Raw genomic sequence first — 19,625 nt, forward strand, 5'->3', positions numbered from 1 at the left:
CTTAGTGCTAATGCTACTCGCCAAGTTGATCCCGTTCGACCTGTTATAACGCGAAACCTTCCGTTTAATTTCTAGCCTTTAAAGCCAGCCAAATATAACCACGATTCAGCGAGGTGACCTATGCCATACCCAATCGCAGCGCAATCATGCGCCATTGCGCAAGATAAACGTGCCACAACCGAAGCTAAGTTGCTAATGCACCTTGGCATAGCCTGTCGCCTCGCCCAATTGACCAACCTAATGCACTGCCCAACAGTCATTCAACGCAAAAATGAGCTAGAGCGTTACCTGCAAAACAACATTTGCACCTATGCATTTCGCGAGCGCTTCCACGTCACCAAGTTGGATGAAAGCCCATTAAAAACGACACCACTAAACGAAGTGGCCAACATTCAAATAACTCGTAGTGGCCGCGTAAAACTCACCCGAGTAGCCCCGCCTATCGCGACCGAAATCACCGTAAGCGACCGAACCTGCAGCTGGATTAATCGCTGCTTTCAACATCAAGTGATTAGCAGCCTAAAGCAGGTGCCCCATGTTTGATGCACAGGCCCATGCCACCAGCGACAAATTAGTGGGAATGCTCGCGAACGAGCTTAAGCAAGAAGCACAAGGGCGTAAACGTGAAAATGCCATGTCAGCCCACTGCGAGCGCTCGATAGCCGAGTTAAACCAGCTGGTCATCGACTATCCAGAATCAAAACACACTTGGGTGCGACTGATTGAACGCTGGCAAGAGATAAAGCAAAAGCACGGCCAGCACAGCGCGCAAGACCTGCTCAACGCTGAATATGCACGACTCGCCAGCACACCAAGCTAAGCCCCCAATGTGAACGTGTAAGTAATCCTTACAAGTTCAACTCAAACCAACCCTATTCCATCTATCAGCCTAGTGAGCAATCACCAGTTTGGAGTTAACCATGTTCTTCGTATACGGCGTGTCCATGACCATAGCTAAAAAAGAAGCGGCTAAAAAGTGCAGCCTATACGAAGGCGTACAGCCGAAGCGTCGCGAACTCAGCCCATCGGAATACCAAGCCAAGCTAGATGAAATGGCAAAGGCCAAGTTTGAAACCATGAAGCCACAAAAGCTGTCGCACTCGCTCTCAACGCCTTCGCTCTGCGCGCAATACATTGAGCTAGCAAAAAAACATGACCAATGCCGCGACCTGCATGTTCGTTACCGCAAACCCACAGGCAAGGTTAACCCCAAGACCAAAAAAGAGATTATCAGCTGGGTGGTCTACAACGGCGAAATCGCCGCGTAACGCAACCCTAAAGTGCAGTGAAAACAGAGCAGAGAGAATCGATATGAGTTACTACAAAATTACCAATGCAACCGCAGTGCAAGCATTCAAAGCCTTTGATGCAGCTAAAGCAGGCTTGATTGAGCAAGCGACTAAATTAGCAGACCACTTTGGTGGCAAACCTATTTTCAGCAATCGCGTTGAATGCATTTCGTGTGCTGGCATTAACTTTCACAACTTCAACCAGCTTGAAAACAATCACTTATGGTTCAAGCCTAAAGCAGCTAATTGCTTTGCTTCATCACCCAAATACGGCAAGCCGAAAGCCGCAGATCGTGAAGCGTTAGAAGCTATCACAGCTAAATACAATGCCATGATGCCTGAAGAAGTTTCACGCATACCTTTACTAGAAGCGATTGGTACAAATTGGGGTGACTGCTTATTCGCCCCGCTTTCGCTGTTCCTGCACGATGATGTTATTTACCTCGATACCCGCCTTAGTCTTATCGATGCGACCGAGATATTTGGCAGCGAATATGAAGCCGTAAAAAGTGCTTATCAAGCCGCAAAAGTTGAGGTGAAAGCATGAGCCAACGTATCGAATGCAGTCGCCGCGCATGCCGCTGGACGGGTAGAGAGTCAGAATTAAGTGAGGTTTTAGACCCTAAATATGCCGCAAAATCGCTAACTGTTTATAACCATGTTTGCCCTAAATGCGGCTGCGACTCTTATTACCAATTACCAGAGCCGATCATCACCGAGCGCGTAGAACACGCTAACGCCCTAATCAAAGTCCTATCTGAGCATGGCCGTAAATTCTTCGAGCATAAAAGCGCTTTAGCAACACTTGAGCTGGATAAAAACGGCAAGGTTTGGGTGGTTGATGAGTATACCAAAGCGCGAATTTACACCCATTCAAGTGGTCGTTGGGGCGGGTTCCACCACGGAGGAACACTGCGTGACTTAGTGTCTCTCATGCGTGACTACATCACCAAAGGTACTTTGATTCACATCGACTGGATAGCGCCTACCCGCCGCAACCCTGAGAACGGCGATATTTGGGGCTATGGCAAAGAAGCCGCAGCCGCTGTTCGTGCCGCAGCCGCACAACTGCCAATCATCAAGCAAGGAGAGCAAGTATGAACTTACGGCAGTTAGTAGATATGGATATGGGCAGTGCTGTCGATTGGCTTATTGAAAATCAATATGACTTTGCCTTAGTCCCAAAAGAGCCTACCGAAGCAATGTGCCAGGCGTTCCATCAAGCCCAAGATGATTTTGAAGAAGGTGGAGTAGATTCACCCGATCATCAATGGAATGCCATGTTAAAAGCCTACGAAAAAGAATCGAAAGAAGGTGCAGCATGAGCCAGCTAATCGAAGTCCCCGCATTCCTGCTTGAAATGTCACAGCAAATGCACCAGCAACCAAGCCGCTGCACCGCCGAGCCAATGTGGCAAGTAAGGTTGAAAAAATACCTAATCACTGAGGAAGGTTACAACGACCATCACTGGGAGATTGTCGATACTGAGGATGGCGACATCCTTTATCACTCGCTAGTTTGTGATAAGACTGCGCTTGCTGATTGGTTGGCCGATAATGACCACGAATGGTGCAAAACGTGGTTATTCGATAACGATATAATCGAAATTTATCATGATGTAGTCAAATCATTCGACGAGGTATTCACTCAAGCATTTATCGAAGATTTCGATGTTGAAGATAACTATGACGAATTGCCTGAACAGCTTAAAAAGTTTCACCTTCAAGAAACTGAAGAAGTCGTAAAAACCTGCCTGACAGAAGCCGATGCGCGGGCCTTTATTGCGCGCAAGCAACACGACTATCCAAAGCTTTACACCTACGTCGAATCAATGGTGTTTTGCCCTCAAATGATTGAGCTACGCAACTGGATCATGTCACTGACTAAACCAGAGGTGGCAGCATGTTAACCCTATCCCCTCCCGATTTCGAAGAAATCGAGGTGGTGAAAGGCTACCAAATTACCTGCACCAGCTGCACTAAAACGCACTTCATTCCACGCAAGAGCCTAAACGTACTGGCAGATATCACCGAAGGCCTAAGCCAGTCAGGTTGGCAAAAGGCCATCAACGACAATGAATACTTTGTCTGCGTGTGCCCCAAATGCGTGAATGAACTCAAAGAAAACGAACTAGAACAGGGAGAAGCATGATGGATATGTGTTACTCAATGCCCGCTGTGATGGGCGTACAAGGCGGCAAAGTGTTTTACACCGTGATCATGTCAATGCGTGTACTGGTTCGTATGTTACGCATTGACGATGCCGGCAGTGTGCTCGACCGCAGCCAACGCAAAGTTAACCCTGCCCGTGCTAAATCCATTGGCAATTACATGGTAACGAATCCAACAGGGTATTTTCTGCCAGGCATTATCGGCGTGGTTGAAGTGCCAACAGGCGGCGATGCGCCAAAGTTCGAAGCGTCCGAAATTAGCGGCGTGGTTGGTGTATTAAAAGTTGGCCTTGATTCGATTATCAAGTTGTTCGATGGCCAACACCGCGCCACAGGTATCGCAAAGGCACTGGAAAAATCACCTGAGATTGCCCAAGACTCAATCTCTATCACCCTATACATGAATTTATCGCTGCAAGAACGCCAACAAGCGTTTACCGATATCAACCAAAATGCCAGCAAACCACCTCAAGGTTTGTCAGATACCTACAACCACAGGGATGAGCTATCAAAGCTCACCATGGATTTAGTGAACCAAATCGACTGGATGCAAGGCCGTGTTGATTTTGCGACAAACAAACCCACGGCACAGAGCGAGTGCTATTGGTCCTTTAAACAAATTAAAGACGCCACGGCCATCATGCTGGGTACCAAGAAAAACTTTGAGCCATTCCACGCCACCCTTGCCTATGACTTTTGGAACACCATGGGCGCAGCAATGGAGCTCCAATCCCTTGGCAGTAAAGAGCGCGAAACCAGTTTATTTACCACCACAGTAATGCTTAAAGCGCTGGCGAGCGCCGCAAACGTGGCTGAATCAATCGGCCAAAGACACTGGCGCTACGCTTACCAAAACCTCGTTTGGAGCCGCAACAGCCAAGACTTCACTGGCCGCTGCATTTGCCCCAAAACAGGCAAGCTACTCGCGAACGCCGATGCCGTGATACTGACATCAAACCTCATTCTAAAAACGATTCAGCAAAAGCTCGACCCAGTTCGCGCCAGCGTTGAAATAACCTATTTCCCAGAGGTGGCGGCATGAACCAACAACTAACCCCAAAGCAAATTGCAGCAAGGGCTTACTACCAAGCGCATAAGGAAAGTATCAAAGCGCAAAAACGCGCTAAATATGCACCTAAAGCACGAAAGCCAAGAGTGATGAAAGTCGCCAACTCATCTACCACACCGCCATCAATAGTTGCACCTAAAAAACAAGCAGTACGATTTCAGCAGGAAAAGGAACCTGTAATTCAGTCTGTGAGGATATCGGCTGAAGATAAAGTTCGCTTGGATAAACGCCGCCGCATCGAGAATATCAAACTAGCCAAAGAGTTGGGCTTAAGCATTGAGGATTTTTAATGATGAGCCAATTTGACTACATCAAACAGCATTACGCTGTTCCAGCCGAAATAGGCCGCTTAGTGAAAGTAAATGGCCGCGCTGGCGTAATCGTAAAAGATTGCGGCCATCACCTTGGCGTTAATTTTGACGACGATAAGCCAGGCGTTTTTCGTCATTGCCACCCAACTTGGGAAGTTGAATACGGCGAGATTGGCAGTATCCGCAAACAGACAAAATCACAGGCGCGTTATCAACGCTATCTAGAGTACGGCGATCGCTTTGATAACTTCATTGATTATTGTCACTGGGATGCAAGTAAAAATCGCTCATGGAACGGAGGTGCAGCATGAACTTCCAATTCACCTGCGATATATGCGCCAAGCAAGTTAAGCGTGGCGAGAAATTCAGCATCGAAACCGATAAGCATGAATGCAACATCACTAAGTCAGGCGAGTTTATTGCCGACACCGTTTGCAGCTCATGCCATACCAAAGTCATTCGCTACATGCACAAGCTAGCGGAACGCGCAGGAGCAGCAGCATGAAACCTAATTCAGTGATTTACACACCGGAAGATATTGCCGCTTGGGATAAAGCGCTAAACAGACACTTTTGCAATCGTCCACACATGGCGATTTTATTTGTGCCAAAAAATGCTGATGAGGCGCTGATTTACGATAATTTCGAAAACCACGGGATTATCTGCACCATTGGAGATGTGGGCATTGAAATTGATGCAAACACTCGCCCAGGTATTTACGAAGCTGAAATCGAATATTGGAGCGAATGCAGTCACGAAGGCGAATGTGACGGTGGTGTAATTGTCCATAGCATGCTGCCTTACAAGGCTAGCGACTCTCTGTATAAACAGATCGCCAAAGAAGCAGAGGCCAGAGTTCAGAAAGTTTATTGTGATAATGAATGGTCAGGTATCGAGGCTTATCACTACCAAGAACTATGTACAAGGTATGGCTTTCAAGACAACGCAAATTATAACGACATGGAGCCCGTCGCCTACTTCCTTGGCGCAATTGGCCGTTTAATTTGTTACCAGCCAAACCCAGATGCTGAAAGCAAAAATTACTATGTCGCTGGCATCAAGTTAATTGCAGAACTAACTGGTTGGCGCAATAAAACCGACGACCAGCTAAAACAAATATCAATTGATTTCATCGAGCAAGGTCAATACGACAAGTCAGCGCTAACCCTTGCTTTGCTTTCACATAAACAAGCCAAGTACCAAGGCGGTGCAGCATGACTAAAGCCGCCCCTCGCGAAATGCTCCACTTACTCGCTGGCAGTGAGTCAGAGCGCAAACTCGACTTACTGCTATCGCTAACGCGCATTACATCCGAGCCCACTATTGCCGCCCTAAAGCTGCACTACACCACAGGCTTGGAACCAGAACGCTGCGCCGCTCGCCACTTTATCGAGCTATCAAACCTGATGCGCGCCCAAACCACGCTTAACAACACCATGGGCGTGGTTGAGGCAATCAAAGAAATCGACTGGGAAAAGCATCTTGCCAAGTTAGCCGCGGCAAATGTGCGCATCGCTGAACTCGAAAAACAATTAGCCAGTTATCAGTTAACTGATTCAAAGGAGCATGCTGCATGAGCACCAAAGACAGCTACCGCACCCCTCGTGCTGTATACGACTTTTACGACCATCAATATCATTTTGTGCTCGATGCAGCGGCAAGCGATATTAATGCCCGTTCACCGCGCTATATCACTGAGCAACAAAACACCCATGAAACTAACTGGTTTCACGCTGCGTTTGGCGCGCCTGGCGAGGCATTTGGTGAGACTCATCCAGAGGCAAGAACAGGCCATTACGTATGGATGAACCCACCTTACTCAAATATTGGTCCCTTTGTCGAAACGGTAATTAAGTGGCAAGCCAAAGGCTTAGGCTGCGTGATGCTAGTGATGATGGATCAATCTGTAGGCTGGTTTAAACGCGCAGTTGAACACTGCCAAGAAGTGCATTTAGTCATTGGTGGCCGCTTATCATTTGTCGATCCTGTCACTGAAAAACCTGCCAATGGTAACAATAAAGGATCCATGTTTTTGGTGTTCCATCCCTTTGGCCGTCCCTGTGATCCACGCTACCGACATATTGACCGCGATGAAATGCTAGAGGGCCCAGTGTCGCTAATGCGTAAAAGCCATAGCCACATTCAAGGCACTATCGAACAGCGTCCAGATGATGCCGAAGAAGGTGAGCAAATAGGTGAGTTTGAAGCTGAACAGATTGATATCGAGGAACAGATAGCTCGGAATAGCACAGTTTCAAACAGCGTATGGCCGATTGAAGTACTGAACATTGCAAAAGAAGTATTAGAGCTTTGCGGCATAGAAAAACCCACTGAAACCCAATTCCAAGAAATCTGTGAAGAAATCAACAGACAACGATTAGAAGGTCACTCAGCTGACTCAATCATTGACGACTTAGTGATGAACATGCCAAAGGATATTAAATCATGCGCGGCTTAATCGTAGATAACTTCGCAGGTGGAGGCGGTGCTTCCACAGGCATGGGCTGGGCAATCGGTCGCAGCGTTGATATTGCAATCAATCACGACCCTGACGCCATTGCGATGCACTCAGTTAATCACCCAGACACCCTGCACTATTGCGAGTCGGTATTTGATATCGACCCAGTGCAAGCTACGGCAGGTAAGCCGGTTGCACTGGCGTGGTTCTCACCTGACTGTAAACACTTCAGCAAAGCCAAAGGCAGCAAGCCAGTCAATAAAGAGATTCGCGGCTTAGCGTGGGTAACGGTTCGCTGGGCGATGAAAGTACGCCCTCGCGTGATGATGCTCGAAAACGTCGAGGAATTTAAAACGTGGGGGCCGTTAATTCAATGCCCTGTAACGGATGCAATGCACCCATGCCCTGAGCGCAAAGGCGAAACCTTTAACGCCTTTGTCAGCATGTTAAGCACTGGCATAGATGCAGATCACCCTGCACTAGCTGAATGCGTTGAAACCTTAGGCTTGCTCGATACCGCTAAATTGATTAAAGGGCTGGGTTATAAGGTCGAGTGGCGCGAGCTACGGGCCTGTGACTATGGCGCACCGACAATCCGTAAGCGTCTATTCATGATCGCCCGTTGTGATGGTCAGCCAATTGTTTGGCCTGAGCCTACGCACGGTGCACCGGATAGCGAAGCGGTTAAATCGGGCAAGCTGCTACCGTGGCGCACAGCCGCCGAGTGCATAGACTGGTCACTGCCCTGCAAATCCATCTTTGGCCGTAAAAAGCCACTGGCTGAAAACACCATGCGCCGTATTGCTAAAGGTATTCAGCGTTTTGTGATTGATGCAAAAGAGCCGTTTATTGTGCCACAAAACATCACGCTAGCGCCCTTTATCACCGAGCACGCTAACGCCAGCAATCAACGCAATATGGCCGTTAATGAGCCATTGCGCACGATATGCGCACAAGTCAAAGGCGGTCACTTTGCAGTGGTGCAACCTGTGATCGAGAAAGTTAACGAAACCATCCCAACCTTCACAGAATGGTTTGCCAAAACGAAGAATTTTGGTGGTAGCTATGAGGAATACGTAAAGCTTTACGGAGATGATGAATTACTTGAGCCACGCACCGCCGCCAATATCTGTAAGCATTACGGCGGCAATTATACGGGACCAGGTGATGATCTAAACAACCCTTTGCCAACAGTGACAACGGTTGATCACAACGCGCTGATCACCAGCCACATGATCAAGCTGCGCGGTACTAACATCGGCTTTCCGATGGATGAACCCGCACACACGATCACCGCAGGTAGCTTACACCTCGGCGAAGTGCGCGCGTTCTTCATCAAATACTACGGCAACGAGCAAGACGGCGTGGCCTGTAACGAACCACTGCACACCATCACCACCAATGACCGCTTTGGCCTAGTGATGATCAAGGGTGAACCCTATCAAATAATTGATATCGGTATGCGCATGCTCGAACCCCATGAGCTATTCGCCTGCCAAGGCTTCACCCCTGACTACATCATCAACAACTACAACGGCAAATCGACCAAAAAGCAGCAAGTCGCCCGTGTTGGCAACAGCGTACCGCCGCAATTTGCCGAAGCACTCACCCGCGCAAATCTCCCCGAGCTTTGCACTCAAACCGCAGAAGCGGCATAGGAGTTTTTATGAACCCAATACAAGCAGCAACAGTTGAACGTGAACAAGGTTATTGGATCCATCAAGATCTGCCCGAATGGGATGAAGGTACTACAAGAGCAGAATGCGAGGCATGGGCTTCCGCAAACGGCGGTGAATTAGTGGTGATTAGGTTTGAGTCTGACGCCAATGAAGAGTTGATTGAGCGTTATTTCGATGATGGCGACATCGATATCAGTGATTGGAACCCAGTTTGCGACAAGACTGGATCATTCTTGCTGAGTATTCACGATACAGAAGATGGCCCAGTTGCCCTGTTCTTCGCGCCGATGGAGAAGGAAGCGGCATGAAGCAATCAAAAGTAATCCGTGATGCCTTGCGGAAATGGTACAAGGCACCCAAAGAAACCTCAGGAAGCTGTCAACATTTCCTGAAAAAATTAGCAGAAGATTTAGCAAAGGAAGGTAAGTGATGACAACTAAACGCAGAGTGTTTTTAGACGGCAACGGCTCAAGCCAAATCAATGTTGAAGGTCTTGGTGTGTACGTTCCTGCCACCGAGCTCGTCGATGTTAAGCAAAAACTGGGTACCGAGATTCAGCAATTAAAGGACCAAGTAAACGCGATGAAAGTTGATCTAGAAATTTTAGATAATGGGATGCCAATTAATAGAATTGCCGCGAAACAATTTGATTGGGTTGAGCGAATGGGCTGGCATAACAAAACAGTTTTAGAGGCTCTAGCACTTATAGCCTCAGAAGTTGGCGAAGCCGTTAACGAATGTCGCGGTGAAGCACCTTCAGACTGTTTTGGGACTGAACTAGCCGACATCATTCTAAGAGTTACTGATCTGGCACATTGGCAAGGTATAGACCTCGCGAAAACCATTGCCAATAAAATGGCGATTAATGAACAGCGCGGCACTCGCGGCAGACGCATCTAATGAAGGTGGTGAGTGATGGCGGCACAAGTTAATTTCGTGGAAGAAAACAAAAACTTCCCTATAGAAATTGAATTGAAAGGTGAAGCGCTTTGGTTCACTAAAAAGGCGGCAATTGAATTAAACAAGAAACTTGATTCAGCAATTGCCTTAATGCTTGAACATGAGGCTATAAGCAATAAGGGTGGTGAGTGATGGGCAACCTAAGTAAGTCGTGCCATCAATGCAAGCACCTTGAATGGGTTGAAGGTGAAACTGATAGCAATACAGGGTGGTCATGCGATAAAAGGCAAGCGGCAATTTTTAACAGTTCTGCTGATTGGCCTTTAATAGAATCGAGCTTTTTATCAAAGCTTAGCGATGAAAAGTACAGAAATAGATATAAAAGATGTTTTGAACAAGGTGGTAATTGATGGCAACAATAAAATTAACCGCCAGCGAGCAAAAGCAAATATCAGAAATCCTTAAGCGCAGGGCAAATGAAATTGCGGGTTTTAGCGATGACTACAGAAGAAAAGATGATCACTACGGAAGTGTTGAAATGGCACTTACACGTGAAGTCGAGCGTCTTAGAAATCTTGCTAACCGCTTAAATCCACCAAAACCTGAAGATGAAGAGGATTGCTAATGACCACATTTTTTATATGTATTGTGCTGCTTCCGATCATCTGGATTTTATTCTCATGGATTGGCAAAAAAATAGCGATGAAGTGGCTTTTCGGTTGGCGATTTATCGTTATTAACGCAGAAGGTGAAGCGTGGTGCATCGACGTGAAACCTGATGCCAAAGTCAAACCGGTTGGGAAAAATAAGGACGGTGCATAATGCTGACATCAGATGAACTTAAAAAACTTAACGATATGATATTCATTGAAAATGAATTGGCATTACTGATGTGTTTCGTTCAAATGTCATTCAAAAACAAAAATAGCTTACCATTTAAAATGAATGGTAATTCAGAGCCTTACTTCGATAAATACTGTAACAACCTTCAAAAAACATTTGCCCAAGCAGTGCTGAACGATGCAATGCTTAAACGAGTTGATCTGCAGAAGAAAATTTTAAAATTTGTTTGCATGGAGTTTAGAGACGAGCAAGTTGAACTTCAGGTAGGTGAAGCATGAATATGAATGACAGACTTAACCGGCTTGTCGCAGAGAACGCCGAGCTTAAGCGACAAGTGGCAACCCTTAGCAAGCGCCCTGAGTTTGATCTATCAACTGTCCATGGCCGTGAGCAAGCCGTAATTGCTCGATTAGATAGGATGGGGTTAAAAGCAGATAACCCCAAAGAATTGAGTGGAGGTGAATAATGTTCCAGCAAGAAATTGAAGCGATGAACAAGCCGCAAGTAACACAGCAGTTTTATTCACCTGCCCAACTTGCTAAAGCCTTGGGCATCGGTACCACTAAACTGTATCAACTATTTAAAGCGCCAGACTTCCCAAAACCCACCACTAACCCTCACTTTAGAAATAAATACAGTTTTCAAGAAGTCACACACTGGATTTATGAGCAGCAGTCTTAATGCCGCCTCTATTGCGCGGCCTTAAGCTCAATCACATTGGGATAGGCTGCAGGGTCCTTCAATCGCTGTAGCTTTTGCCACCAGATTTTATACGCCTTAGCTTGTTCTTCTAAATAATCATGATGATCATAAATTGACTTGATGCCACTGAGCTTATGCCCAAGCATAGTTTCAGCGACTTCGACTGTCGTGATCTTACTCATGTTTGTTCGTTGTGTTCTGCGTAAATCGTGTAATACCCAATCGTCAGGCAGCGGCGTACCGTTCATCTTTGCCCAAGTATTTAATGGGAAAGACATTCGTGTTGTTGCTGCCTTTGAATAAACCTCACCCTTAGCAGTAGGAAAAGCTAAGTCACACTTGCTCAAAGAGAATGCCAGCAATAGCATTGGCTTAATCTCATCGATGATCGGCCGCAAAAGTGGCCGCTGCATCATATAACCCGTCTTATGGTTTTCAACCGGCACAGTCCAAATCATCTTATCAAAATCAAAGTCAGCTTTTTTGGCTATCCTCAATTCCCCTACCCGACAACCAAAAAACAACGCTAAGAAAACCATTATCCGGTTTCCTAACCTTTGTCTTTTTGCATTATCTATTGCCTGCAGAAGTATGATCAGCTGTTCATCATTGAGCGTGCAAGAACGGCTTTTCTTAGAGATATTCAAATCTTCTTTAGACTCAATCCCAGCTAATTCATTCGTCTTAATTAAACGTCTACGAACAGCCCATTTTAACGCCCGACGACTAAGCGTTAGCGTTAAGTTGGTAATGGTTGGTTTTTTTGCTGCCATCGACTCGAACAAATCAAGCCACTGGTGAAGCGTGACATGATCTGCCTGCTTGCTGCCAAAGATGGGAAATACGTTAATTTCGAGCGAACGCAGGTAAAGGTCCGAGGTTGTCGCTTTAATACTTGAGCGCCCTTCGCCGAACTGGGAATGATGCCAAGACCTGAATACGCCCTCAATCGTCGTATCATCAGCCCGAGCCTTTGCCGCCTTTTCACGCTTGGCATCACGCGGGTCAATATCATCGAGCAATAGCTTACGCTGAACGATACAAGCTTCACGCGCTTCTTTGAGTGATAACAAGGGATATGGGCCAATATCGATTCTGGCGGCTTTACCGAGCCAGCGATAGCGCATCTGAAAAGTGATGACACCTTTAGAAGATACGCGCACACTAAGACCGTCTCTGTCGGCACGTTCGTATGGCTTCTCAACTTCTTTATTCAGCGCTGCTTTCAGCCAAGAATCAGAAAGTGCCATATCCGTTCTCCAGTGTGTACATGGCATTTTTGTGTACGCTGTTATGTACACAAATGTTGTGAATGGAAACGAAGGGATTTGAATTAAAAATTGCTGTTAAATCCATTTTTAACCAGTCTTTTCAACGAAACGAACAATAAAACGAATGCTAGCGAATGAATATGAAAACAGCTAGTTATAATCACTCATTAGTATTATGCTCTTCTGACTGTTCTGGCGATGATTTCAAACCTGAAAAAACCGCCTGCAATGACTCAGTATCCGACAGCGGCGGTAAATCCGCTAAGGTGTCTAAGCCAAAATATGCTAAAAATTCTAAGGTAGTGGCATATAACGCGGGTCGCCCCGGTACTTCTTTATGGCCAACTACTTTAATCCAATGTCTATCTGACAAACTTTTTATGATATGGCTACTTATAGCCACACCGCGCACCTGTTCAATATCGCCGCGAGTCACTGGTTGACGATAAGCAATTACCGCCAAGGTTTCTAATGTCGCACGCGAATATTTAGGCGCCTTTTCTTGCCACAGGGGCTGCAAAAAAGGACTCAAGACTTCTAAGGTCTGGAAGCGATAACCCCCAGCGACTTTCACAAGTTGCACACCTCGGTCTTGATAATCCTGCTGCAGCTCATCCAATGCAGCTTTTATTTTGTCTCTGGAAACCGTGAAATCCACCAATACAGTGTCTTTCAACATTTTCGCCGACAAGGGTTTCCCCAATACAAACAAACTCGCTTCAATAAGCTGTTTTAATTGAGTCGGATTTATCTGCATCAATTAATAGGCCTTAACGTAAATAGTTGAAAACGGATCTGTTTGGTACAATTCGACCAATAATTCTTTGACTAATTCCATCAGTGCTAAGAAGGTCACTACCACGCCTGCACGGCCTTCTTCTAGGGTAAATAAACGTTCAAATGCCGTAAAATCTTCCGAGTTCAACATGGCTAAAATCTGGCTCATACGCTCACGGGTCGATAACTGTTCACGCTTAACGTGATGATCTTCATAGGCATCGATACGTTTGAGTACATCACCAAAGGCGCGGGCAATTTCAAACAACGAGACTTCTGGCGGGATCATTAACGGCTTAATGTCGGGTGCTGCCACTGCTTTGGCTTGAAATACATCCCGCTCGAGCCGCGGTAAATCATCGAGTTTTTGCGACGCTTCTTTAATCACTTCATAGGCTTTAAGCTGCCGAATAAGCTGTGCCCGTGGATCTTCCTCAACCTCATCTTCAGCCACCATACGCGGCAGCAGCAAACGGGATTTAATCTCGGCAAGCGTTGCCGCCATCACTAAATAATCAGCGGCAAGTTCGATTCGAGCCTGAGTCAGCAACGTAATATATTCTAAATACTGCGCGGTGATTTGCTGAATGGGTAAATCGACAACGTCTAATTTTTGCTTACGGATCAAATATAAAAGTAAATCCAATGGCCCTTCAAAGGACTCGAGGAACACTTCCAATGCCTCAGGCGGAATAAACAAATCCAGCGGCATTTCGGTCATTGCCTGACCACGAATAACGGCTAAGGGTAAACTCTGTTGCGTGCCCTGCATCCGCTATCTTGCTCCGTTAACACTGCGCTATCCAACCAAGGTTAACGCCAAACGCGCGATTATACCTGTAAATCTACGGCGATAAAACTGCCAAATGTTGACTACCACTATCCGAATCACTTACCCGCATCCATTAGCGATAAATCTAATGCGGCAAATTTAGAGGAACGGCGTGATATCACCCGCGCCTTCACGTAAAATCTCGGCGCTATCTTCAGACATATCAATCACAGTCGTTGGCTTTTCGCCTAAATAACCACCGTGGATAATCACATCCACTTGATGCTCGAGCAAATCACGAATTTGTTCAGGATCAGACTCGGCAAATTCTGCATTCGGCATCACTAAACTGGTCGACATCAGCGGCGCATCTAAGGCTTCAAGTAACGCCAGTGCGATCACATTGTCGGGCACACGAATACCTATGGTCTTTTTCTTGTCATTTTGTAAGCGACGCGGTACTTCTTTAGTCGCTTTGAAAATGAAGGTATAAGGCCCAGGCGTGCAACTTTTTAGGATGCGATACGCCTGATTATCCACTTTAGCGTAAGTCGCAAGCTCGGATAAATCACGGCACATCAAGGAAAAGTTATGATCGTTCTCAATTTGACGAATTCTCGCCATCCGCGTCATCGCGTCTTTCTCACCAATCAAGCAGCCTAAGGCATAGCCCGAATCGGTGGGATAAACAATTACACCGCCGCTTTTCAATACGGCAACCGCCTGACTTATAAGCCGCGTTTGCGGATTTACTTCATGTACATAAAAAAACTGACTCATGGTCGTTCCATCCAAGATTCCGATTGCCAGACCCAATCAATACCTTGGGGCTGATACAGATTTTTACCTAATTCTATCCAATTGCTCGGAAAGTGAAAATCACTCCCTATCGATGCGAGCAACTGGTTTTGGACACTCAGCGCCACAAGATTGGCCCTGTCGTCTAACGTTTGCTGGCCAAGCACCACTTCCATGGCATCTCCACCCGCTTCTTTAAATTCACGCACTAAGCGCTTAAGCCACTTAGCCGATAACTTATAACCACTAGGATGCGCCAACACTGCTAACCCACCTGCGTTATGTATGATATCAATGGCACTGGCCATATCACCCCAATTATTAGGCACATAACCGGTTTTACCGCGTGCAAGGTAGCGTTTAAAGACGCTGGGCATATCCACAGCATGACCATTTTCAGCCATCCAGCGAGCGTAATGTCCACGGCTCAATGCCGCATCACCCGCCAACGCCTTAGCACCTTCGTAGGCACCTTCAATGCCAGCTTTAGCTAATCTATGACCAATTTCTTGAGCACGTAATTCACGTAATTCACGCTGGTTTTCTAAAAATGCTAATAACGCTGGATTATCAGCATCGAAGTTAAGCGCCACTATGTGGATATCGTAACTGTTCCAGCGAGTAGAGATTTCCACGCCAGAAATCAATTTCAATGGAGTAGCTTGTGCCTGATTAAAGGCACGGGCTTCAGGTAAACCAGCCACTGTGTCGTGATCGGTAATGGCAAATAACTGCACACCCTTTTCAAGGGCTCTTGCCACCAATTCAGACGGCGTTAACTGACCATCGGACGCGGTCGTGTGGCTGTGTAGATCAGCCAATATGCTTTGAGTATTCATGGTGCTATTGTACGCGAACTTGTTAACAAATGCGCTGTTATCTCGTATTTTGTGGCTGAGTAACATCAATTTTATGCATCATTGCAGCGAATAAATCGCAGGAAGTGAAAAATATTCAATTGACATTCAGCTCCAGCTAAGGTTTTCTATACACCAATTAACTGAATTAGCGAGACCCTTTTGAATGACACACATTAACGCTTCATTAAACATCATTTGGTGGTGGCACTTCCCAACGTAGCGGGTGGTGTGAAGCTCTGTGCTCATTTGAAAGTGACCAGAATCAACAAGAAGCCCGCAGAAATGCGGGCTTTTTTGTTAGGTGCGAAAAATGTCGGCAGACTCGGGTAAAAAAATTAAGAAAGCGAGATAACTCATGATGTTAAAGATATTTTATAAGGTAGCTGGAATATGAACATGCCCAAACAGACATTCGCACGCTCAAGCACACTCAAGGCGGCATTAACCTACCACAGCGATCCACTACGCTTATATCAGCACATCACCCAAGATGCGCCCCATACTATGTTGCTCGAATCGGCCGAAATCGACAGTAAAGATCACTTAAAAAGCATGGTAATGACCCATGCAACCATGATGATCCGCTGTGACGGTTATCAGCTGACCTTCACCGCACTGACCGACAATGGCGCGAGCTTACTTGCTCCCATCGCGCTGTTTTTCAGTACAGCAGTCAATGTAGCCCGAGATAACTTGACCTTAGTGGTGACATTGCAAAAAGACACTCAGCTGCAGGATGAAGATGCACGCTTAAAATCGACCTCGCCACTCGATGGTCTGCGGATGTTTATCCAGCAGATTGATTGTGGCGCCCATACTGACAGCCAGACCAAGCCCGCCTTTGAGGATCTGTTTTTAGGTGGCGTACTGGCCTACGACTTGATTGATACCGTCGAACCGCTGCCAGCCGTACCGAACCGCGATAACGATTGCCCAGACTACTTATTTTACCTCGCTGAAACCTTAATCCTTATCGACCATAAACTGAAACAAGCCGACATCATTACCCATAATTTCAGTCGTGATTCAGCCCAGTATGCAGCCATTACCGCAGCACTAAGCGAGCGAGTTCAGCTGTTAAGCACACAATGTAAAACTCTGGGTAATTCACCTGCCGATATACCGACACTGGTCGCCATCGATGCAACTGAGCAAGTCAATATTTCCGATGAGGAGTTCAAACAAACCGTTATCGATTTGAAAGAACACATTATTGCGGGCGATATTTTCCAAGTGGTGCCATCCCGTAGCTTTAGTTTGCCTTGCCCGAATACTTTAGGGGCTTATCGTGCCCTGCGTCTGACGAACCCAAGCCCTTACATGTTTTATTTCAGAGGCCAAGATTTCACGCTTTTTGGTGCCTCACCAGAAAGTGCGCTCAAATTTGATGCCAGCAGTAATCAGGTGGAAGTCTACCCGATTGCAGGAACCCGCAAACGCGGTAAAACCGCCACGGGCGAGATTGATTTTGACTTAGACAGCCGTATTGAACTTGAACTGCGCTTAGATAAAAAAGAACTGTCGGAACACTTAATGCTGGTCGATTTAGCGCGCAACGATATCGCACGCATCAGCCAAAGCGGCAGCCGCAAAGTCGCCGAACTATTAAAAGTTGACCGTTATTCCCACGTGATGCACCTCGTCAGCCGCGTAACGGGTCAACTGCGCCAAGATTTAGATGCCCTGCATGCTTATCAGGCCTGTATGAATATGGGCACATTAGTGGGCGCACCAAAAGTACGTGCATCACAACTGGTACGCCAAGCAGAAAAAGCCCGCCGCGGCAGCTATGGCGGCGCTGTGGGTTACCTTAATGCCCTTGGTGACATGGACACTTGCATCGTGATCCGCTCCGCCTTTGTTAAAAATGGCACCGCCTTTATTCAAGCGGGCGCTGGCGTGGTATTTGATTCTGATCCACAAAGCGAGGCAGATGAAACCCGTCAAAAAGCCCAAGCCGTGATTTCGGCCATCAAGATGGGCGCTGGACTGCTAGTAACTGAATCACCAGTGAATGAATCGTCAACTCAATCCACTTCAGCACAATTCTCTTCAGTGCAATATAAATAGGAGCCAAACATGAAACTCTATCTACTCGATAATTTTGACTCCTTTACCTATAACCTAGTGGATCAATTTCGCAGCCTTGGCTGTGAAGTGGTGATTTACCGCAACGATGTTACCGCCGATTATATCGCTGAAAAACTGCTTAACGAACAAGAGCCTGCAGCCCTCGTGTTATCACCTGGTCCTGGTGCCCCCCATGAGGCAGGTTCTATGATGGCACTTATCGCCAAAGTTGCGGGTAAGGTGCCAATGCTGGGGATCTGCCTTGGGCATCAAGCCATGGTGGAATATTACGGCGGCACAGTGGCGCGCGCGCCTTTTGTGGTACACGGCAAGGCAAGCCCCACTTTCCATGACGGTACTGGCGTATTTGCCGGTTTGCCCTCTCCCCTGCCCGTTGCCCGCTATCACAGTCTCGTTGCCACTCAAGTACCGGATTGCTTGCAAGTGATTGCAACCACAGACGCTATGCCGATGGCAATTTTGCACCCGCAGCATAGAGCCGTTGGGTTTCAGTTCCACCCAGAATCGATTCTGACGACGTTGGGCAGCACACTGCTCATTCAAACCTTGGCATTTCTGACCCAAGACATGACAGCAGGAGTAAATGCATGAGTACAAAAAATATTCAGCTTTTACTCGACGTTTTATACCAAGGTAAGAGTTTAAGTCGCGAGCAAACCTTTGAGATTTTTAGCGCGTTAATTCGCGGTGAAATGAGTGAAGCCACTATGGCAGGCATGTTAGTCGCGCTCAAGATGCGCGGCGAAACCATTGATGAAATCAGCGGCGCCGCCGATGCGATGCGCGCCGCCGCCAAGACGTTTCCCTACTCGAATGGCGATAACCTTAGCAATGGCATCGTTGACATAGTTGGCACCGGTGGCGATGGCTTTAATACCATTAATATTTCCACCACTGCGGCCTTTGTTGCCGCGGCGGCGGGCGCCAAGGTCGCCAAACACGGCAATCGTAGCGTGTCGAGTAAATCGGGTTCATCGGATCTTTTGGCGCAGTTTGGTATCGACTTAACGATGTCACCAGACACCGCCAGTCGTTGCCTCGACGCATTGAACCTGTGCTTTTTATTTGCGCCCCACTACCACGGCGGAGTAAAGCATGCGGGGCCGGTCAGGCAAGCACTGAAAACGCGCACTTTATTCAATGTGTTAGGGCCACTTATCAATCCTGCCCGCCCCGAATTTATGTTACTTGGCGTGTATAGCCCTGAGTTAGTCTTACCGATAGCGAAAGTATTAAAGGCGCTTGGCACAAAACGCGCTATGGTAGTGCACGGCAGTGGTTTAGATGAAGTCGCGCTGCACGGCAACACCCAAGTGGCCGAATTAAAAGACGGCGACATCATAGAGTATCAACTCACACCCGCCGATTTAGGTGTGCCTTTAGCACAAATCAGTGACTTAGAAGGCGGCGAACCCGCGCAGAATGCCTTGATCACCGAGGCAATTTTAAAAGGTTACGGCACAGATGCGCATGCCAATGCGGTCGCCATCAATGCCGGTTGTGCTTTATATGTGTGTGGAATTGCTGATTCAGTGAAAACGGGAACCTTACTTGCGCTCAGTACCATACAAAGCGGTAAAGCCTTTGAATTGTTAAGCCAATTAGCTAAAGTCAGCAGTGAAACAAAGGAATAAG

General features: G+C 46.9%; 33 protein-coding genes and 1 other annotated feature. Of the genes, 28 read left to right on the forward strand and 5 right to left on the reverse strand.

The annotated features are described in order from the left end of the window. Positions 1-120 precede the first annotated feature (120 nt). From L5M40_RS15200 to L5M40_RS15320, 25 genes are all read left to right on the forward strand, one after another. A complete protein-coding gene (locus L5M40_RS15200; RefSeq protein ID WP_263256895.1) occupies positions 121-543 on the forward strand; it encodes a hypothetical protein in 423 nt (140 codons plus the stop codon). Beyond that, positions 536-820 (forward strand): hypothetical protein, encoded by a 285-nt coding sequence (locus L5M40_RS15205; RefSeq protein ID WP_263256896.1) that lies wholly within the window; start codon positions 536-538, stop codon positions 818-820. Before L5M40_RS15200 ends, L5M40_RS15205 begins: the two co-directional genes overlap by 8 nt. 100 nt (positions 821-920) lie before the next feature. Further along, a complete protein-coding gene (locus L5M40_RS15210) occupies positions 921-1,268 on the forward strand; it encodes a hypothetical protein (protein WP_263256897.1) in 348 nt (115 codons plus the stop codon). A gap of 43 nt (positions 1,269-1,311) precedes the next feature. Next, positions 1,312-1,836: a hypothetical protein gene (locus tag L5M40_RS15215; protein ID WP_263256898.1), complete on the forward strand. Its 525-nt coding sequence runs from the start codon at positions 1,312-1,314 to the stop codon at positions 1,834-1,836. Continuing rightward, a complete protein-coding gene (locus L5M40_RS15220; RefSeq protein WP_263256899.1) occupies positions 1,833-2,390 on the forward strand; it encodes a hypothetical protein in 558 nt (185 codons plus the stop codon). Before L5M40_RS15215 ends, L5M40_RS15220 begins: the two co-directional genes overlap by 4 nt. Continuing rightward, positions 2,387-2,614 (forward strand): hypothetical protein, encoded by a 228-nt coding sequence (locus L5M40_RS15225; RefSeq protein WP_263256900.1) that lies wholly within the window; start codon positions 2,387-2,389, stop codon positions 2,612-2,614. The genes L5M40_RS15220 and L5M40_RS15225 overlap by 4 nt, the downstream gene beginning before the upstream one ends. After that, positions 2,611-3,198, forward strand: coding sequence for an ead/Ea22-like family protein (locus L5M40_RS15230; RefSeq protein WP_263256901.1), 588 nt, complete (start codon positions 2,611-2,613; stop codon positions 3,196-3,198). The genes L5M40_RS15225 and L5M40_RS15230 overlap by 4 nt, the downstream gene beginning before the upstream one ends. Next, positions 3,192-3,440, forward strand: coding sequence for a hypothetical protein (locus tag L5M40_RS15235; protein ID WP_168823776.1), 249 nt, complete (start codon positions 3,192-3,194; stop codon positions 3,438-3,440). Before L5M40_RS15230 ends, L5M40_RS15235 begins: the two co-directional genes overlap by 7 nt. Beyond that, entirely contained in the window at positions 3,437-4,501 is a 1,065-nt protein-coding gene (locus tag L5M40_RS15240; RefSeq protein WP_263256902.1) for a DGQHR domain-containing protein, read from the forward strand. The genes L5M40_RS15235 and L5M40_RS15240 overlap by 4 nt, the downstream gene beginning before the upstream one ends. Continuing rightward, positions 4,498-4,818: a hypothetical protein gene (locus L5M40_RS15245; protein ID WP_263166843.1), complete on the forward strand. Its 321-nt coding sequence runs from the start codon at positions 4,498-4,500 to the stop codon at positions 4,816-4,818. Before L5M40_RS15240 ends, L5M40_RS15245 begins: the two co-directional genes overlap by 4 nt. Then, a complete protein-coding gene (locus tag L5M40_RS15250; RefSeq protein WP_263256903.1) occupies positions 4,818-5,150 on the forward strand; it encodes a hypothetical protein in 333 nt (110 codons plus the stop codon). Before L5M40_RS15245 ends, L5M40_RS15250 begins: the two co-directional genes overlap by 1 nt. Beyond that, on the forward strand, positions 5,147-5,344 hold the full coding sequence (locus tag L5M40_RS15255; protein ID WP_259505738.1) for a hypothetical protein: 198 nt from the start codon (positions 5,147-5,149) through the stop codon (positions 5,342-5,344). Before L5M40_RS15250 ends, L5M40_RS15255 begins: the two co-directional genes overlap by 4 nt. Continuing rightward, positions 5,341-6,057, forward strand: a complete 717-nt coding sequence (locus tag L5M40_RS15260; RefSeq protein ID WP_263256904.1) for a hypothetical protein — start codon at positions 5,341-5,343, stop codon at positions 6,055-6,057. Before L5M40_RS15255 ends, L5M40_RS15260 begins: the two co-directional genes overlap by 4 nt. Before the next feature lie 20 nt (positions 6,058-6,077). After that, entirely contained in the window at positions 6,078-6,416 is a 339-nt protein-coding gene (locus L5M40_RS15265) for a hypothetical protein (RefSeq protein ID WP_263256927.1), read from the forward strand. Next, positions 6,413-7,297, forward strand: coding sequence for a phage N-6-adenine-methyltransferase (locus L5M40_RS15270; protein WP_263256905.1), 885 nt, complete (start codon positions 6,413-6,415; stop codon positions 7,295-7,297). The genes L5M40_RS15265 and L5M40_RS15270 overlap by 4 nt, the downstream gene beginning before the upstream one ends. Continuing rightward, positions 7,285-8,955, forward strand: a complete 1,671-nt coding sequence (locus L5M40_RS15275) for a DNA cytosine methyltransferase (protein WP_263256906.1) — start codon at positions 7,285-7,287, stop codon at positions 8,953-8,955. Before L5M40_RS15270 ends, L5M40_RS15275 begins: the two co-directional genes overlap by 13 nt. 8 nt (positions 8,956-8,963) lie before the next feature. Next, positions 8,964-9,284: a hypothetical protein gene (locus tag L5M40_RS15280; protein ID WP_263256907.1), complete on the forward strand. Its 321-nt coding sequence runs from the start codon at positions 8,964-8,966 to the stop codon at positions 9,282-9,284. Next, positions 9,281-9,406, forward strand: a complete 126-nt coding sequence (locus L5M40_RS15285; RefSeq protein WP_259581587.1) for a hypothetical protein — start codon at positions 9,281-9,283, stop codon at positions 9,404-9,406. The genes L5M40_RS15280 and L5M40_RS15285 overlap by 4 nt, the downstream gene beginning before the upstream one ends. Further along, positions 9,406-9,876: a hypothetical protein gene (locus tag L5M40_RS15290; RefSeq protein WP_263256910.1), complete on the forward strand. Its 471-nt coding sequence runs from the start codon at positions 9,406-9,408 to the stop codon at positions 9,874-9,876. Before L5M40_RS15285 ends, L5M40_RS15290 begins: the two co-directional genes overlap by 1 nt. Before the next feature lie 15 nt (positions 9,877-9,891). Continuing rightward, positions 9,892-10,068 carry a hypothetical protein gene (locus L5M40_RS15295; protein ID WP_168823759.1) on the forward strand — a complete coding sequence of 59 codons (177 nt, stop codon included), beginning with the start codon at positions 9,892-9,894 and terminating at the stop codon, positions 10,066-10,068. 217 nt (positions 10,069-10,285) lie between these two features. Further along, a complete protein-coding gene (locus L5M40_RS15300) occupies positions 10,286-10,501 on the forward strand; it encodes a hypothetical protein (protein WP_168823757.1) in 216 nt (71 codons plus the stop codon). Next, the gene (locus L5M40_RS15305; protein WP_263256912.1) at positions 10,501-10,698 is read left to right on the forward strand and encodes a hypothetical protein; all 198 of its coding nucleotides are present in this window, start codon (positions 10,501-10,503) and stop codon (positions 10,696-10,698) included. The genes L5M40_RS15300 and L5M40_RS15305 overlap by 1 nt, the downstream gene beginning before the upstream one ends. After that, on the forward strand, positions 10,698-10,997 hold the full coding sequence (locus L5M40_RS15310; RefSeq protein WP_263256914.1) for a hypothetical protein: 300 nt from the start codon (positions 10,698-10,700) through the stop codon (positions 10,995-10,997). The genes L5M40_RS15305 and L5M40_RS15310 overlap by 1 nt, the downstream gene beginning before the upstream one ends. Positions 10,998-10,999: 2 nt before the next feature. Further along, on the forward strand, positions 11,000-11,185 hold the full coding sequence (locus L5M40_RS15315; RefSeq protein ID WP_263256915.1) for a hypothetical protein: 186 nt from the start codon (positions 11,000-11,002) through the stop codon (positions 11,183-11,185). After that, entirely contained in the window at positions 11,185-11,400 is a 216-nt protein-coding gene (locus L5M40_RS15320) for a helix-turn-helix transcriptional regulator (protein ID WP_259524159.1), read from the forward strand. Before L5M40_RS15315 ends, L5M40_RS15320 begins: the two co-directional genes overlap by 1 nt. Positions 11,401-11,408: 8 nt before the next feature. On the opposite strand, the gene L5M40_RS15325 is transcribed toward L5M40_RS15320, so the two are convergent. The 5 genes from L5M40_RS15325 to rnm all read right to left on the reverse strand — a co-directional run bounded on the left by L5M40_RS15325 (position 11,409) and on the right by rnm (position 15,878). Then, complete coding sequence (locus L5M40_RS15325; RefSeq protein ID WP_263256917.1) at positions 11,409-12,671, reverse strand: tyrosine-type recombinase/integrase; 1,263 nt, start codon at positions 12,669-12,671, stop codon at positions 11,409-11,411. Positions 12,672-12,852: 181 nt separating this feature from the next. Further along, complete coding sequence (gene scpB / locus L5M40_RS15330; protein WP_113940746.1) at positions 12,853-13,449, reverse strand: SMC-Scp complex subunit ScpB; 597 nt, start codon at positions 13,447-13,449, stop codon at positions 12,853-12,855. 3 nt (positions 13,450-13,452) lie between these two features. Continuing rightward, the gene (locus tag L5M40_RS15335; protein ID WP_263175594.1) at positions 13,453-14,241 is read right to left on the reverse strand and encodes a segregation and condensation protein A; all 789 of its coding nucleotides are present in this window, start codon (positions 14,239-14,241) and stop codon (positions 13,453-13,455) included. 159 nt (positions 14,242-14,400) lie between these two features. Then, positions 14,401-15,021: an L-threonylcarbamoyladenylate synthase gene (locus tag L5M40_RS15340; RefSeq protein ID WP_263175595.1), complete on the reverse strand. Its 621-nt coding sequence runs from the start codon at positions 15,019-15,021 to the stop codon at positions 14,401-14,403. Beyond that, a complete protein-coding gene (rnm, locus tag L5M40_RS15345) occupies positions 15,018-15,878 on the reverse strand; it encodes an RNase RNM (RefSeq protein WP_105253095.1) in 861 nt (286 codons plus the stop codon). The genes L5M40_RS15340 and rnm overlap by 4 nt, the downstream gene beginning before the upstream one ends. Positions 15,879-16,089: 211 nt before the next feature. Next, positions 16,090-16,197 (forward strand) — a sequence feature (Trp leader region). Positions 16,198-16,295: 98 nt separating this feature from the next. Here rnm and L5M40_RS15350 point away from each other — a divergent pair. Genes L5M40_RS15350 through trpD form a run of 3 tightly spaced genes read left to right on the forward strand, consistent with a single transcriptional unit; the run spans position 16,296 to position 19,624 of the window. Beyond that, positions 16,296-17,969: an anthranilate synthase component 1 gene (locus tag L5M40_RS15350; protein ID WP_263175596.1), complete on the forward strand. Its 1,674-nt coding sequence runs from the start codon at positions 16,296-16,298 to the stop codon at positions 17,967-17,969. Positions 17,970-17,978: 9 nt separating this feature from the next. After that, on the forward strand, positions 17,979-18,581 hold the full coding sequence (locus L5M40_RS15355) for an aminodeoxychorismate/anthranilate synthase component II (RefSeq protein WP_263146320.1): 603 nt from the start codon (positions 17,979-17,981) through the stop codon (positions 18,579-18,581). Next, positions 18,578-19,624, forward strand: coding sequence for an anthranilate phosphoribosyltransferase (gene trpD, locus L5M40_RS15360; RefSeq protein ID WP_263146317.1), 1,047 nt, complete (start codon positions 18,578-18,580; stop codon positions 19,622-19,624). The genes L5M40_RS15355 and trpD overlap by 4 nt, the downstream gene beginning before the upstream one ends. Position 19,625: the final 1 nt, after the last annotated feature.

Origin of the sequence: Shewanella sp. SM68, assembly GCF_025653925.1 — a bacterium.
GTDB classification, from domain to species: Bacteria; Pseudomonadota; Gammaproteobacteria; order Enterobacterales; family Shewanellaceae; genus Shewanella; species Shewanella oncorhynchi.

What these genes read in the sequence shown, in the direction of transcription:
- L5M40_RS15200 (WP_263256895.1), top strand. Translation starts at nt 121, where the DNA reads ATGCCATACCCAATCGCAGCGCAATCATGCGCCATTGCGCAAGATAAA.
- L5M40_RS15205 (WP_263256896.1), top strand. Translation starts at nt 536, where the DNA reads ATGTTTGATGCACAGGCCCATGCCACCAGCGACAAATTAGTGGGAATG.
- L5M40_RS15210 (WP_263256897.1), top strand. Translation starts at nt 921, where the DNA reads ATGTTCTTCGTATACGGCGTGTCCATGACCATAGCTAAAAAAGAAGCG.
- L5M40_RS15215 (WP_263256898.1), top strand. Translation starts at nt 1,312, where the DNA reads ATGAGTTACTACAAAATTACCAATGCAACCGCAGTGCAAGCATTCAAA.
- L5M40_RS15220 (WP_263256899.1), top strand. Translation starts at nt 1,833, where the DNA reads ATGAGCCAACGTATCGAATGCAGTCGCCGCGCATGCCGCTGGACGGGT.
- L5M40_RS15225 (WP_263256900.1), top strand. Translation starts at nt 2,387, where the DNA reads ATGAACTTACGGCAGTTAGTAGATATGGATATGGGCAGTGCTGTCGAT.
- L5M40_RS15230 (WP_263256901.1), top strand. Translation starts at nt 2,611, where the DNA reads ATGAGCCAGCTAATCGAAGTCCCCGCATTCCTGCTTGAAATGTCACAG.
- L5M40_RS15235 (WP_168823776.1), top strand. Translation starts at nt 3,192, where the DNA reads ATGTTAACCCTATCCCCTCCCGATTTCGAAGAAATCGAGGTGGTGAAA.
- L5M40_RS15240 (WP_263256902.1), top strand. Translation starts at nt 3,437, where the DNA reads ATGATGGATATGTGTTACTCAATGCCCGCTGTGATGGGCGTACAAGGC.
- L5M40_RS15245 (WP_263166843.1), top strand. Translation starts at nt 4,498, where the DNA reads ATGAACCAACAACTAACCCCAAAGCAAATTGCAGCAAGGGCTTACTAC.
- L5M40_RS15250 (WP_263256903.1), top strand. Translation starts at nt 4,818, where the DNA reads ATGATGAGCCAATTTGACTACATCAAACAGCATTACGCTGTTCCAGCC.
- L5M40_RS15255 (WP_259505738.1), top strand. Translation starts at nt 5,147, where the DNA reads ATGAACTTCCAATTCACCTGCGATATATGCGCCAAGCAAGTTAAGCGT.
- L5M40_RS15260 (WP_263256904.1), top strand. Translation starts at nt 5,341, where the DNA reads ATGAAACCTAATTCAGTGATTTACACACCGGAAGATATTGCCGCTTGG.
- L5M40_RS15265 (WP_263256927.1), top strand. Translation starts at nt 6,078, where the DNA reads ATGCTCCACTTACTCGCTGGCAGTGAGTCAGAGCGCAAACTCGACTTA.
- L5M40_RS15270 (WP_263256905.1), top strand. Translation starts at nt 6,413, where the DNA reads ATGAGCACCAAAGACAGCTACCGCACCCCTCGTGCTGTATACGACTTT.
- L5M40_RS15275 (WP_263256906.1), top strand. Translation starts at nt 7,285, where the DNA reads ATGCGCGGCTTAATCGTAGATAACTTCGCAGGTGGAGGCGGTGCTTCC.
- L5M40_RS15280 (WP_263256907.1), top strand. Translation starts at nt 8,964, where the DNA reads ATGAACCCAATACAAGCAGCAACAGTTGAACGTGAACAAGGTTATTGG.
- L5M40_RS15285 (WP_259581587.1), top strand. Translation starts at nt 9,281, where the DNA reads ATGAAGCAATCAAAAGTAATCCGTGATGCCTTGCGGAAATGGTACAAG.
- L5M40_RS15290 (WP_263256910.1), top strand. Translation starts at nt 9,406, where the DNA reads ATGACAACTAAACGCAGAGTGTTTTTAGACGGCAACGGCTCAAGCCAA.
- L5M40_RS15295 (WP_168823759.1), top strand. Translation starts at nt 9,892, where the DNA reads ATGGCGGCACAAGTTAATTTCGTGGAAGAAAACAAAAACTTCCCTATA.
- L5M40_RS15300 (WP_168823757.1), top strand. Translation starts at nt 10,286, where the DNA reads ATGGCAACAATAAAATTAACCGCCAGCGAGCAAAAGCAAATATCAGAA.
- L5M40_RS15305 (WP_263256912.1), top strand. Translation starts at nt 10,501, where the DNA reads ATGACCACATTTTTTATATGTATTGTGCTGCTTCCGATCATCTGGATT.
- L5M40_RS15310 (WP_263256914.1), top strand. Translation starts at nt 10,698, where the DNA reads ATGCTGACATCAGATGAACTTAAAAAACTTAACGATATGATATTCATT.
- L5M40_RS15315 (WP_263256915.1), top strand. Translation starts at nt 11,000, where the DNA reads ATGAATGACAGACTTAACCGGCTTGTCGCAGAGAACGCCGAGCTTAAG.
- L5M40_RS15320 (WP_259524159.1), top strand. Translation starts at nt 11,185, where the DNA reads ATGTTCCAGCAAGAAATTGAAGCGATGAACAAGCCGCAAGTAACACAG.
- L5M40_RS15325 (WP_263256917.1), bottom strand. Translation starts at nt 12,671, where the DNA reads ATGGCACTTTCTGATTCTTGGCTGAAAGCAGCGCTGAATAAAGAAGTT.
- scpB (WP_113940746.1), bottom strand. Translation starts at nt 13,449, where the DNA reads ATGCAGATAAATCCGACTCAATTAAAACAGCTTATTGAAGCGAGTTTG.
- L5M40_RS15335 (WP_263175594.1), bottom strand. Translation starts at nt 14,241, where the DNA reads ATGCAGGGCACGCAACAGAGTTTACCCTTAGCCGTTATTCGTGGTCAG.
- L5M40_RS15340 (WP_263175595.1), bottom strand. Translation starts at nt 15,021, where the DNA reads ATGAGTCAGTTTTTTTATGTACATGAAGTAAATCCGCAAACGCGGCTT.
- rnm (WP_105253095.1), bottom strand. Translation starts at nt 15,878, where the DNA reads ATGAATACTCAAAGCATATTGGCTGATCTACACAGCCACACGACCGCG.
- L5M40_RS15350 (WP_263175596.1), top strand. Translation starts at nt 16,296, where the DNA reads ATGCCCAAACAGACATTCGCACGCTCAAGCACACTCAAGGCGGCATTA.
- L5M40_RS15355 (WP_263146320.1), top strand. Translation starts at nt 17,979, where the DNA reads ATGAAACTCTATCTACTCGATAATTTTGACTCCTTTACCTATAACCTA.
- trpD (WP_263146317.1), top strand. Translation starts at nt 18,578, where the DNA reads ATGAGTACAAAAAATATTCAGCTTTTACTCGACGTTTTATACCAAGGT.